Source organism: Nonomuraea sp. NPDC050227 (assembly GCF_044459705.1).
GTDB lineage: Bacteria > Actinomycetota > Actinomycetes > Streptosporangiales > Streptosporangiaceae > Nonomuraea.
Genome location: NZ_JBITJF010000004.1, coordinates 378,008 through 390,775, shown reverse-complemented (window position 1 = coordinate 390,775; position 12,768 = coordinate 378,008). Strand labels below are relative to the sequence as shown.

Here is a 12,768-nt window from a genome sequence, read left to right as displayed (position 1 = left end):
CCGCGGTCACCACGGTGAGCCGGTGTCGCGGGATCTGATCGAAAAGGGCGGTGAGTCGCGCTCGTGCCAGCAGAGGCTCGGTCGCCGTCACAGCGAGAAGTATCTGCCGGGCTGGACTTCAAGGCAACTGAAAGATCCATTTCTTCCGGAGGCCGAGGTCAGGCTCGCGATGCTCCGCCACAGCAACGGGCTGGCCGTGGAGTTCGACGACAGCCGGCCCTCCGGCGACGTGGGCGTCGTCCAGACCGGCTTCATCGGCCGCGCCGGCCTGTGCGTCCGCGACAGTGGCGACGGCTTCCTGGCGGCCAATCTGAAGATCACCCCGAGCCGCTTCCACGACTGAACCCCGACCTGCCGCGGACGCCCCAGGCCATCGACCGGCGAGCGGACGGCGGCCTGGGCGGTGCTCGCGGAGAGTTGCCGGACGTGAGGTCAGCGGTTGAAGTCGCGGGCCGTCACGCTCCCCAGTCCATTGCTCCCGTTCTTCGACAGGTAGACGGTCATCCCCTCGTCGTGGAGGTTGATCCACCCGCCGCCCTGCCCATAGGGGGCGTCCTTCGCGCGTACGGAGTCGGCGTACACGACACCATGGGTGCTGGTGCCCGGCCCGCCCGGGTACACCTGCAGCCCGAACCTGGAGAAGGCGATCCATCCGTCGTCGCTGCTTCTGCCCTGCACCCATCTGGTGTTGACGCCGTCGAGGTCGGCCTTGTCGGCGAAGACGGTGCCGGGGGCGTCGGAGCCGGGTGTGCTCCAGACTTTCACCCCGCCGGGGAGGAAGGTGATGCTTCCGTCGCCCTGGGTCGATCCCGCCAGCCGCGGAGTGGTGACGCCATCGACGGCGGTGAGGGTTCCCAGGACGGGGTTGCGCACCTGGACGGTCGTGGTGAGGGTGTGCCGCTGGGCGCCGAAGCCGGCGACGAGGGTGTAGGTGGTGTCGCGCCTCGGGGCGTCGCCGGCGTCCAGCACCAAGGAGTACGGGCCGTGCGACCCGGGGTGCTTGACCCGGGGAACGGGCTTCCGGCCGCCCGGGAACAAGACCTCGTACGTGAAGTCGTCGGATCCCTCCCAGTTCAGCGTGACCTTCGTGCCGGCGTCCACCACGACGTCGTCCGCGAGGAAGCCGTGCGGCGCCGGTATGTCCTTCGGCGCGGTCTTCACCACCGCCACCACCGTGTCACTCCTGCGCAGGCCCCCACTCTTGCTTCTGCCGGCGGCCTCGGTCACCCGCAGCACGGCCAGCCCGGGTTCGGGGGCGACAGTGACGTTCTCCAGCGTCACCACCATGTGGTCACCGGGACCGAAACTGACGGCGCTGCCCTGATCGCTGACCTGGACCGCGAAGTTCTGCGTCTGGACGGTCACTGCACGGGTGCGGCCGGTCTTGATGTCGGTGTGCTCGCCTTTGGGGGTGATCGTGGTGAAGTCGTGGGTGAGGTGGCCGGCGCCGGTGCCGACGGGCACCGTCACCTTGATCGTGGCGTACGCCGTCTGCCCGGTGTTCGTGACGAGCAGGTACACCGTCCCCGTGGACTTGGACTGCCGCCCGGCCTCCGACGCCGCCAAGGGCGCCGGGTCCGTGATGAGGGTGTAGGTCAGCATGGTCACGATCGCGACTCCTTCTCCTGGCAGCAACAGCGGCAGGCCGACGACCTGCGCGCTACGAGAGGACCGGGCCGGGCAGAACAGGCGCCGCCACGGAAGAGCACTCCTACGTGATCCAAACGTCAGGATGATGGCGCAACAAGAGCGCCCAAGGCGGCTATAACGGGACGCTTCAGCAACACCCTCAGCACCTTGACATGCGACCTCGGCCTTGACGCCGGAGTGCGGTATGCCCAGGACGCCGGTCTTCCAGGTGACCCGCAGTTGTAGGTGCCGTTGAAGAGCAGGTGGATGGTCGCGCCGCCGCCCAGGCTGTGCTGGTCGTTGACGTGGGAGCTGCCGCGCTCTGGTCAGGGCGAGCGTTGCCCTGCGCTTGGTCCGCGTCCACAGCCGGTACCAGCTGTGACAACGCCGGCGCGGGAGTGGTGGCCGCTCCCGCGCCGGCCCCGGCCGCTGTCGTCCTGGGGCGTCAGCCGCTGGGGAAGCCGGGCACCGAGACGCTGCCGCCCCACGGGGGCAGCCGGTAGGCGCCGAGCTTGCGGATCTTGCCGGTGGTCACGTCGATGGCGTAGGCGATATCTCCGAGGTCGGGCCACCGGTCGGAGCCCGGGTCCCGTATGGCGGTGCCCAGGGCCAGGACCTCACGCTCATTGAGCCAGTACGCGAGCCGGTGCGGATTCAGCTGCCGCGGCGGGTCGAGCTTGACCTCGGACCTGACCTGGCCGCTCGCCCGGTCCACGGTGACGATCTTGTCGTACGGCTCGCTGTTCGTCACGGTCTCCCCCTTCGCCGCCGGGCCGGTCAGCATGGCCACGGTCGTGCCGTCCGGGCCGACGGCTCCCGTCAGCGCCCAGGTCTTCGGCTCGGCGAAGACCGTCACCTTGCCGTCCGAGAGCACGCCGAACCGGCCGCGCTCGTCCTCCACGACCATGGGGACGCCCTCGTCGGCGGGATAGAGGGATTGCCAGCCCTTGGGCACCTCCTCGACGAGCCGCCCGCTCTCCACGTCCACGACGACCTGGGGGATGCCGACCAGGTTCAGGCCGAGCCGGCGCCCGTCCGGCGAGAAGGTGATCAGCCCGCCGCCGTTGACCATGGCCTTGCGCCTGACGACCTGCGGGATCTCCCAGACCTGGCCGGTGTCGAGCTCGCGGACGGCGAAGCGTTCACGCTCGGGGACGTAGTAGGCGATGCGGCGTCCGTCGCGGGAGATCGCCAGGGGGGCGGCGGTGTTCATGTAGTTCTTCTTGGTCTGGTCGGTGTAGACGCTCAGCGCATCGGCGACCCGGTACCGGGTTCCGTCCCGCAGGACCACCTTCCACTGCAGGCACGTCTCGTCGGCCACCGGCGCGTTGTCCTGGCCGGGCTTCCACGCGTCCTGGCAGAAGTCGTAGTAGGCGTAGCGCACCGGCCCCACCCCGGACGCGGGCAGCACGGCGCGGACGGGGACGAGGTCCTCGGGCGACGGTGTCGGCCCCGCGGGGACGCCGCGGAAGGTCGGAGCGGACGAGGGCGTACCCCTCGTGACGGCGCCGACGTCGGCGGGCCCGCCGGGATTGACGAGAAGGGTGACGGCCAGCGTCAGTGCGGCGACGGCCGCGACCGCGGAGCCGCTGATCAGAGTCGTTCGCGTACGCCGGGCGCCCCGCAGCGCGACCTCGGCGAGATCGACGTCGGGCGCCTGCCGGGCGATCGCGTCGAGCTCGTCACGGAACCTCGTCATCGCGGCACCTCCACCGGATCGATTTCGGACAACAGATCGGCCAGTTCGGGCGCGAGGACGCGCAGGCGGCCCAGGGCGTAGTGGGTCTGGCTCTTGACCGTGCCGGCTGAACAGCCCAGCGCTTCGGCGGTCTCCTCGACGCTGAGGTCCTCGTAGAAACGCAGCACGAGGACGGCGCGCTGCCGTGGAGTCAGCCGGACGAGCGCCTGTTGCAGGACCATCCGGTGCAGCCCGGCGGACTCCGGATCGTAGGCCGGTTCCGGCGGGCTGCTGGTCAGGATGTCCGTACGCCTGCGCCGCAGCCAGGACACGTGCTCGTTGACCAGGGCCCGCCGGGCGTATGCCTCGGGGTTGCCGTCCTTGGCCAGCTTGGGCCAGTGTCGGGCGATCCGGGTCAGCACGGTCTGCAGGAGGTCCTCAGCCCGGTGGGCGTCTCCCGTGAGCAGGTACGCGGTGCGCATCAACGCCTGTTGGCGGGCGCTGACGAACTCCCTGAATCCCTCATATTTGTCCATGCGACTCCTTCCGCCCTAATGAACGCAGGACGTCGGAAGCCGGTTGGAGGCGATCCACCCCCGAGCCCCCGATCTCCGCAGCGCGGAACCAGAGGGAAGTGCCGAAGCGGCCCGGCCGGGCCGGCCGGGCCGCTTCGCGCGAGTGCGGTCAGCCCTTGGTCCGGACCGTGGCCGACAGTTCGATCGGGAGCGTCGTGCCGTCGGCGGCCAGCGGGCGGACGGTGAAGGTGTAGCTCGTGCGGCCCCGGAGCCCGGTGACCCGAGCCGTCGTCCCCGTCACCCGCATGACCTCCGTGCCGCCGTTGAAGACCGCGTAGCCGGTGGCGGCCGGCACGGACGGCCAGGTCAGGGTCACCGACTTGGCGTTGACGTTGCCGACGCCGAGTTCGGCGCCGTTCCAGGTGTTGGGCGTCTCGACCACGAACGCGTCGATGATGAGGAACTTGTCCGCGCCGTTGACGACCTTGATGGTGTGATCGCCCATCGGCAGCCCGGTGAGCTGGAACACCCGCTGGGCGGTCAGCCGTACCGGGGAGTCGCAGTCGACCGTGGCCTTGAGCTGGCCGTCGACGTAGATGTCGATGGTGCTCATGTCGGAGTAGCGTTCGGACAGCAGGCTGATGCCGGTGCCGGTGAAGGTGAACTCGACCGCCTGCCCGGCGCGCCAGCCGGCGTGGACGTCGTCGCCGTGGTCGCCCAGCCCGCGGTCGGGGCTGTAGGTGAAGTCGTCGTCGGGGTAGACGATGCGCTTGTCGGTGTCGTTGACGTAGGTGAGCACCACCTTCGGGTCGGTGACGGTGATCTTGTGCTCGCCGGAGAATCCGTCGTGGATCGCGGTGATCGTGGCGCTGCCCCAGGTGCGGGGGGTGACGAGGCCGTCCGCGTCCACGGTGGCGATCGACGGGTCGGAGCTCTTGAAGGTGACGCCCTCGGTGACCGGGGTGCGGGTGCCGTCCGCGCCGACCGTCGCGACGGACAGCCGGGCGGGCTCGCCGACCTTGAGGGTGCCGGCGCCCGTGACGTCGAGTGCCTTGATCGCGGCGGTGGAGGCGGTGAGGGTGAACTTGTCGAGTGCCAGCCCGCTGCCCTCGCTCACGATCCGGAGGGTGTGCAGGCCGGCGGACATCTTGATCCAGGTGGTCACGTTCGCGTCGTCGGACTTGGGGACGAACACCGTGTTGCGGTCGCCGTCCACCTCGAACCTGAACGTGGTGTCCTGGGCGGCCGAGCCCTTGAAGGTCACCTTGTACATGCCGGTGTTCGGGACGAACACGTTCTCGTAGCGCAGGTAGTCGTTCGGGTCGATGCCGCCGACGACGCCGTCCTTGGTGACGACGCCGGTGTCGGGGCCCTTCCAGTTCCACTCCTGGTCGGTGTTCCACTGCATGGTCCAGCGCTCGGCCTCGACGGTCTGCTCGGACGTGCCCTGCAGGTCGAGCCGCAGCCAGTTCCAGACGATGCCGGAGCTCGCCTCGATCCAGACGACCTTGACCGAGTGCTCGCCCGCGGTCAGCGGCAGGACGAAGTCCTCGGTCCGCGGGCTGAGCATGCCCGCGGTGGGGCGCAGGCTCAGCGGTCCCGTGGCGTCGGCGCCGTCGACCTCGACGCGGAACTTCAGCGGCTTGTCGTTGACGGTCGAGTAGCGAAGCTGCAGCAGGTACTTGCCGTCGGCGGGGACGCTGACGTCGTCGAAGCGCGACCAGTCGCCGGTGTCGATGGAGGTGACGCCGGGGGTGCCGTCGTCGCTGTCGGCGAGGTCGGTGTTCTGGGTGCCCTGCTGCCCGGTCGCCGACTCGGCCTGGAGGGTGATCGACTCGGGCCGTTCCAGGGTGAACCGCATCCAGTTGAGGAAGAACCAGCGCCCGTCGGGCCGGGTGAGCTTGATCGTGTGCCGGCCCTCGGTGAGCGGGATCCGCCGTTCGAAGGTCCTGTAGGTGTTGTAGCCGCCGGAGTCCGGCACCTTGACGGTGGTCACCTCCTTGCCGTCGACCTCGACCTTCAGGTGGTTGGCCTCCTCGGAGGAGGCCCGGAACTCCACCCGGTAGGTGCCGGTGGCGGGCACGTCGACGTTGTCGTACTCGGCGGACTCGCCGGCCGCGTCCATGTAGAGCGCGCCGAGGCCGCCCTCGGGCGGGGTCTCGACGCCGTAGGCGCCGTTGGCCGCGGTGTAGTCCTCGTTCTGGATGGTGAACTGCGTCAGCGGGGTCGTCGGCCGCCCGGCCGGCACGGCTCCCGCGGCGACCCGGACGCCGCCGATCGGGTAGACCTTGTCCTTGCCGCCCGGCATCGCCAGCTCGATTCGCGGCTTGCCGTCCGCGCCGAGCATGGCGACGGCCACGTCGTAGGGGCCCGCGGGCAGGTCCGACGGGAGCGTGAAGGCCGAGTTGATCTGGCGGACGTCGCCCTTGAAGAGCTTGGTCTGGTCGAGGGTGGCGTCGGTGCCGCGCCACACGACGTCGCCGGTGGACCTGTCGGTGAAGCGCACCTCGACCGGGTAGCGCCGGGGGCTGAAGCCGACCGCGTTGTTGGTCCAGGTGTGCGAGATGCGGAACTCGCCACCGGGCCTGACCTCGGTGTCGTAGGTCGCGGTGGGCATGAGGAAGCGGTAGCCGGTGAACCGCGCCAGCGTCTCGAACCACTCGCCGTAGGCGTCCTTCATCGGCTGCCAGTTCGCGAAGCCGGTGTTGTTGATGCCCTGGAGGTTGGAGTGGTAGCCCTCCAGCGAGTTCTTCACGAACAGCCGGGGGTTGTTCAGCATGATCGTGGGGTTGTCCCAGTTGGAGCCCTCGGACACCTGGATCATGTCGCGGCGGAGCCTGCGGTTGACGTACGGGGCCTGCGCGGTGTCGCCGTAGTTGTGCCAGACGAAGCCGGCATTGACGGTGTCGGACCGCACGCCCCAGTTCTCGAACGTGGCCGCCTTCTCGTAGCCGAACACGCTGAAGCGCTTGGCCTGGGTGTCGGCGTCGGGGTCGTTCTTGTTCACCTCCGCGCCGGCGTTCTGCATCATGACCATCGACTTGTCGAACGCGTCGTCGTAGATCTTGAGGATCGCCTGGAGCGTCGCGACGCGCGTGGCGTTGTCGGGCCACGGGAAGTTCATCGCGTCGTTCCAGCCCGACCACTCGCCGAACAGGGAGAAGGCGCGCAGGTCCACCCACGCCACGCCCGGGTCGCCGTCGTAGCGGCCGGCGAAGGCGTCCACCGCGCGCTTGAGCCGGTCCAGGTAGATCGGGTGGTAGTAGATCGGCTGCTTGGAGAAGTAGTTGTTGTACGGCGCCATCCGGAAGGGCACCCCGGCCTTGTCGAACAGCCAGGCGGGCGGGTACTCGTACGGGAACACGCCCGGGTCGTTGACGATGTCGGGCGCCTCCGACATGAGCAGCTGGAACTCGACCGTCTTGCCCTGCTCGTTCACCCGCTTCATGAACGCGTCGAGGCGGTCCCAGACGAAGACGCCGTCGTCGGGCTCGAAGTCGGCCCAGGCGAGCTGGAGCCGCACCACGTCGGCGTCGGCGGGGATCTTCTTCCTGCCTTCGATGAAGTCGGTGATGCCCGGGTCGTTGGTGAAGGTGTAGCCGGGCGTGCCCGGCGTCCGGTGCGTGTTCACGTCGAACGCGGTGCCGGTGTACGGGTTGCCGTGCAGGATCTCGTGGGTGTCGGAGAAGGTCACCGTCGTGCGGCCGGCGGCCGGTTCGGCGGCGGAGGCGGCGGGCGCGGGCAGCACCAGTAAGGCGGCGGTCATCGTGGCGGCGCCGAGGGCATGGCGGATCATCAGATCTCCAGGGGGACGGGGGCGGCGTCGTGCAGGGAGCGGTAGGCCGCCTCGACGAGGGCGACGGTCCGGTGGCCCGCCCTGGCGTCGGGCTGGCGGGCCTCGCCGTCGCGGACGGCGTCGAGGAAGGCGCGGATGAGCAGGTCGTCGAGCGGCGCGCCGTACCCGTGGGCGAGCGGGCCGCCGTTCCACCCGGTGAGGACCCCGGAGAAGGGCGCGATGTCGGCCACGCCCTCGGTGCCGATCACGGTGAGGGTGACCAGGTCGCCGGTGTTGGGACGGCCGGGCGGGCGCGACCAGGAGCAGTCGATGGAGGCGATGACCCCGTCGCGGTAGCGCAGGGAGACCAGCCCGGCGGTCTCGACGGCCTTGCCCGGGTTGGGGATGGAGTTGGCGATCGCGTAGACCTCGACCGGGTCGTCGTCCAGCAGGTCGGCGAGCAGGTCGGCGACGTGCACGACGTGGTCGGTCAGGGCGCCGCCGCCGCTGCTGGCCGGATCGGTGAACCAGTCCCGGCTGGTGGGGACGCCGCCGCAGTTGGTGGCCGCGATCGACACGATCCGGCCGAGGTCGCCCCGCCGTACCGCGGCCCGGAGGTCGGCGTAGGCCGGCGCGAAGCGGACGGGGAAGGCGGTCATGAGGACGGTGCCCGCGGCGCGGGCGGCCGCCAGCATCGCGGTGGCGTCGGCGAGCGAGGTGGCGAGCGGCTTCTCGCAGAGCGCGTGCACGCCCTCGGCGGCGGCGCGCAGCGCGAACTCCCGGTGACGCGTGTTCTCGGCGCAGATCACCACGCCGTCGGGCCGCCAGGCCCACAGTTCGTCCTCGGTCTCGAAGGCGGTGACGCCGTCCGGGACGCCGTCGTAGCCGTCGGCGTAGGCGCCGATCTCCACGTCGTCGCAGCGCAGGAGCGCGGCGGCGTACTCGGCGGCGTGCAGGTGGGCGAAGGAGAGCAGGGCGATCTTCATGCGGCTTCCAGGGGCTTGAGGTCGACCGGCCGGCCTTCGGCGGCCGAGCGGGCGACGGCGTCGGCGATGCGCATGGCGGCCAGGCCGTCCAGCGCGGTGACGCGGGGCGGGACACCGGTGGCGACCGAGCGGACGAAGTCCTCGATCTCGGCCCGGTAGGGGCTGGTCAGCGGGGAGAAGTCGGGCAGGATGTCGGGCGCGGGCACGGCGTCGCCCTGGTAGCGGTAGGGGCGGCGCTCGCCGGAGTCGGCGTGCAGCAGCCCGTGCGAACCGGCCACCTCGAACAGCGTCCTGAACTCGATCGGCGCGGTGGTCCAGGTCGCCGTCAGCACGGAGATCGAGCCGTTGGCGTGCGTGAGGAACGCCTGGGTGCTCTGGCTGCCGCCGACCGCGTGGGTGCGGGCGAAGACGCGCTCGACCTCTCCCCCGATCCAGCGCGCCATGTCGATGTCGTGGATCATGAGGTCGAGCAGCACGCCGCCGGAGAGCGCCTCGTCCAGGAACCAGCCGCCGGCCGGGCTGCGGCCCTGGCGGGTGTGCCGCTGCACGGCGACGCTGCCGATGTCGCCGCGGGTGACGGCCCGGTGCAGTTCGGCGTACTCGGCGAAATAGCGTACGACGTGCGCGGGGAACAGCGGGACCCCGGCGTCGGCGAAGCGGGCGACCAGGTCCTCCGCCTCGGGGAGCGTACGGGTCAGCGGCTTCTCGCAGATCGTCGGCAGGCCGTGACCGAGCGCGGCGAGCGCCAGTTCGTAGTGGGTGTGGGTCGGCGTGCAGATGTCGACGACGTCCGCCGCCTCGAACAGGGCGTCCAGGCTGGGGACGATCCGGCCGCCCCCGTGGCGCCGGGTCAGCGCCTCGGCGTCGTCGGCGATCGAGTGGACGACGACGTCGTGGCCGAGGTCTAGCCAGGCCGGGAGGTGCGCGTTGGCGATGCCTCCGGCGCCGATGAGTCCGACCGTTGCGTGCATGGGAGATCCGTTCCTTGTCAGGTGCCGATGCGTCATTTGCCGATGCCTTGCGTCATGCCGTTGACGATGCGGCGGCCGAACCAGAGATAGGTCGCGATCATCGGGAGCACCACGATGACGACGCCGGCGAAGAGCCCACCCCAGTTCGAGGTGTATTGCATGTTGGAGTAGAAGTTGAGCAGGGCGACGTTGAGGGTCTGCGCGCTCTGCTCGGGGACGAGCATCAGCACGATCACGGTCTCGTTCCACAGGCTCAGCGCGTTCAGCACGGCCACGGTCGTGATGCCGGGCTTGGCCAGCGGCACCATGATCTGCAGGAAGGTCCGGAACGGCGACGCGCCGTCGAGGGCGGCCGCCTCCTCCACGTCGCCGGGCAGCGAGCGGAAGTAGCCGATGAGCACGAAGATGCTGAACGGCAGGCTGAGCACGACGTAGAAGAGCGTGACGGTGATCCGCGTGTCCCAGACGCCGGTGACCCAGTCGATCATGAACCGGGACAGCCCCGCCCCGATGAGGACCATGGGGACGGCGAACGCCTGGAACGGGATGCTCATGCCCACCGCGAAGAAGGTCGCGACAGGACCGCTGGAGCGGCCGCCCAGCCGTGCCACCGCGTAGGCGGCGGGGATGGACAGCGCCATGATGAGCACGACGGACACGAGCGTGAGGACCACCGAGTTGATCGCGGCGGCTCCGAGCCCGGAGTCCGACCACGCGGTGGCGAAGTTCTCCCACATCCAGGTGGCGGGCAGGCCGGCCGGGTTGTCGAAGATCTCCCGCGAGCTCTTCAGCGAGTTCAGCAGGACCCAGACCACCATGCCGACGTTGAACAGCACCCAGGCCCAGATCAGGGCCCTGATCAGGGCGAGCCCGGCGCGGATCATGCCAGCTCCAGTCGTTCGCGCCGCTGGATCCTGCGTGACAGCACGATCAGGACGGCGGTGATCACCGTCATCACGATCCCGATCGCCGCGGCCTCGCCGAGCTGGGCCAGTCCGCCCTCACGGCCGCCGGTGACCCGGAGGTACTGCTCGACGGCGAGGGTCCTGGCCTCGGGGGGCGGGGTGCCCGCCGTGCCGACGAAGGCGATGACGATCTCGAAGGTCTTGATGCCGGCGATCGCCCAGAGCGAGGCGGCGATGGCCAGCATGTCCCTGGTCAGCGGGAGCGTGACGTGGCGGAACTGCTGGAGCTCGCTCGCGCCCTCGATCCTGGCCACCTCGTAGTAGCTCGGCGGGATGCCGTCGACCGCGGACATCACCAGCACGACGTAGAAGCCGGCCGCGCTCCAGACCACTCCGGCCATGATCACGTTGAAGATCAGCTCGGGGGCCAGCCAGGGCTGGCGCAGCTCGGACAGGCCGAGGGCCCCCAGCATGGCGTTGATCAGTCCGTCCGGGTTGAAGAGGAACGAGACGGCGAGGCCCACGGCGATGGGCGAGATCATGAACGGCAGGAAGACGGCCGCCCGGATGAACGCGCTGCCGCGCGCCGCACGCAATACGATCATGGAGGCGCCGGCGATGAGGAACAGCGCCAGGCCCACGACCAGCGTCAGGATCAGCGTCTGCACGAACGAGGCACGGAACAGCTCGCTCCCGGCCATCGACACGTAGTTGGCGAAGCCGACCCAGGAGAGCTCGGTCCCCAGCCCTGACCACTCGGCGAAGCTGAGCACGACGCCGAACAACGACGGCAGCACGAAGAAGACCAGGTAGGCGATCAGTGCGGGAAGCAGCATCGGCAGGTACAGCCGGCGGCGCTCGCCCTGGAGCGCGCCGCGGGGCGCCTTCGCCCGCCTGCCCGCGGACGGAGCCCGCAGGGCGGTGTCGGACACGGTCACGGTCATCCGTTCATGGCGGCGGTCTTCGCCTTGCCCTCGGCCAGGAACTCCTCGGCGCTGAGCTTGCCGGCGACGAACTTGTCGTCGAGGGGGAGGAAGACGTCGGCCAGCCACTTGGGCTGCACGGTCGAGACGCCGTCGCCGTCGAGCGTGACCTGCTCCGCGTCGCGGATGGACGCCTGCAGCTGCTGGAGCTCCACCGGGGCTGGCGAGTCGGCGCGCGAGGGGATGTTGGCCGCGTCGGTGCCGATGCGGTCGATGTACTTCTTCTGCATGGCGAAGGCCAGGAAGTCGGCGACCGCCTTCTGGTTCTTCGACTTGGCGTTCACGCCCCAGCCGAGCGCGCCGACCGTGGCGACCGCGCCCTTGGCGGGGTCGACCGGCGGGAAGGCGATGATGCGGGGCTTGACCGCGGCGGCGCGCAGCGAGGCGGTCTCGCTGCCGAGCCAGGAGCCGTTCAGGATGAAGCTGTGCTTGCCGCCCGCCCAGGCGTTCTGCGCGGCCGGGAACTTGGTGGCCATGTAGTCGGGCTCGAACAGATCGGCCTTCACCAGCGACTCCAGCGCCTTGGCCGCCCGCTTCACCTCGGGCAGGTCCCAGGCGGCCGGGTCGGCGGCGAGCTTCAGCAGGATGCCGGGGCCGGCGGTGGACAGCAGCATCTGGTGGATCCAGAAGGAGTTGTAGGCGTTGACCGAGCCGTCGAGCGCGATCGGCGCGCGGCCGGACGCCTTCTCCTTCTTGGCGATCTCCAGCAACTCGTCGAACGACTTGGGGGCGAAGTCGGGATACTTGGCGGAGTCGTACCACAGGCCGATGGAGAAGACGCTGTGCGGGACGAAGCCGTACCCCTTGTCGTCGCTGATGGCCTTGAGCACGCTCTTCGGCAGGACCTCCTCGATGGTCCTGTCCTCGCCCGGGATCTTGGTCTTGAAGATCGGGCCCATGTCGCCGAGCACGCCGGCGGCGCGGAACTCGGCGGTGTGGTCGATGGCGGTGTCGAAGAAGTCGGGACCGGCGCCGGTGGCGACAGCGTTCTTGACCTGTTGCTCCTGGCCCTGCGCGAGCCACTGAACATCGATCTTGACGCCGGTCTGCCGGGTGTAGTCGGCGATGACGCTCTCGAACAGGTTCGCCTGCGGGGTGCCCTTCGCCCACTTGCCCCAATAGAGGAGGCTCGCGGGCGCGGCGCCGGCGGAGGCCGACGGGCCGGCGTCCTGGAGCTTCTGGCCGCACGCGCCGAGGGCGAGCACGGCGGAGGCGCAGGTGGCGACGGCTATGGCGCGATTACGCATGGATGGTCCCTTCTGGCTGGGAGGCATGGTTGGCAATAATAAATACACTTTGTGTTTTAATGGAAGACGTCTCAGGAAA

The 12,768-nt window shown here is 69.8% G+C and carries 10 protein-coding genes; 1 reads left to right on the top strand and 9 read right to left on the bottom strand.

What is annotated here, in order from left to right:
* The first annotated feature begins 22 nt into the window (after positions 1 to 22).
* Positions 23 to 343 carry a hypothetical protein gene (locus ACIBK9_RS18910; protein ID WP_397159652.1) on the top strand — a complete coding sequence of 107 codons (321 nt, stop codon included), beginning with the start codon at positions 23 to 25 and terminating at the stop codon, positions 341 to 343.
* An 89-nt stretch (positions 344 to 432) separates the two neighbouring features.
* On the opposite strand, the gene ACIBK9_RS18905 is transcribed toward ACIBK9_RS18910, so the two are convergent.
* The 9 genes from ACIBK9_RS18905 to ACIBK9_RS18865 form a co-directional block, all read right to left on the bottom strand.
* A complete protein-coding gene (locus ACIBK9_RS18905) occupies positions 433 to 1,608 on the bottom strand; it encodes a hypothetical protein (RefSeq protein ID WP_397159651.1) in 1,176 nt (391 codons plus the stop codon).
* A 466-nt stretch (positions 1,609 to 2,074) separates the two neighbouring features.
* Entirely contained in the window at positions 2,075 to 3,328 is a 1,254-nt protein-coding gene (locus tag ACIBK9_RS18900) for a hypothetical protein (protein ID WP_397159650.1), read from the bottom strand.
* Complete coding sequence (locus tag ACIBK9_RS18895) at positions 3,325 to 3,843, bottom strand: SigE family RNA polymerase sigma factor (RefSeq protein WP_358298005.1); 519 nt, start codon at positions 3,841 to 3,843, stop codon at positions 3,325 to 3,327. Before ACIBK9_RS18895 ends, ACIBK9_RS18900 begins: the two co-directional genes overlap by 4 nt.
* Positions 3,844 to 3,991: 148 nt before the next feature.
* Positions 3,992 to 7,618 carry a carbohydrate-binding protein gene (locus ACIBK9_RS18890; protein ID WP_397159648.1) on the bottom strand — a complete coding sequence of 1,209 codons (3,627 nt, stop codon included), beginning with the start codon at positions 7,616 to 7,618 and terminating at the stop codon, positions 3,992 to 3,994.
* Positions 7,618 to 8,583, bottom strand: coding sequence for a Gfo/Idh/MocA family protein (locus tag ACIBK9_RS18885; RefSeq protein ID WP_397159646.1), 966 nt, complete (start codon positions 8,581 to 8,583; stop codon positions 7,618 to 7,620). The genes ACIBK9_RS18890 and ACIBK9_RS18885 overlap by 1 nt, the downstream gene beginning before the upstream one ends.
* Complete coding sequence (locus ACIBK9_RS18880) at positions 8,580 to 9,590, bottom strand: Gfo/Idh/MocA family protein (RefSeq protein ID WP_397159644.1); 1,011 nt, start codon at positions 9,588 to 9,590, stop codon at positions 8,580 to 8,582. Before ACIBK9_RS18880 ends, ACIBK9_RS18885 begins: the two co-directional genes overlap by 4 nt.
* Entirely contained in the window at positions 9,587 to 10,438 is an 852-nt protein-coding gene (locus ACIBK9_RS18875) for a carbohydrate ABC transporter permease (protein WP_397159642.1), read from the bottom strand. Before ACIBK9_RS18875 ends, ACIBK9_RS18880 begins: the two co-directional genes overlap by 4 nt.
* On the bottom strand, positions 10,435 to 11,403 hold the full coding sequence (locus ACIBK9_RS18870) for a carbohydrate ABC transporter permease (protein ID WP_397159640.1): 969 nt from the start codon (positions 11,401 to 11,403) through the stop codon (positions 10,435 to 10,437). Before ACIBK9_RS18870 ends, ACIBK9_RS18875 begins: the two co-directional genes overlap by 4 nt.
* The gene (locus ACIBK9_RS18865; protein WP_397159638.1) at positions 11,400 to 12,689 is read right to left on the bottom strand and encodes an extracellular solute-binding protein; all 1,290 of its coding nucleotides are present in this window, start codon (positions 12,687 to 12,689) and stop codon (positions 11,400 to 11,402) included. Before ACIBK9_RS18865 ends, ACIBK9_RS18870 begins: the two co-directional genes overlap by 4 nt.
* Positions 12,690 to 12,768 lie beyond the last annotated feature (79 nt).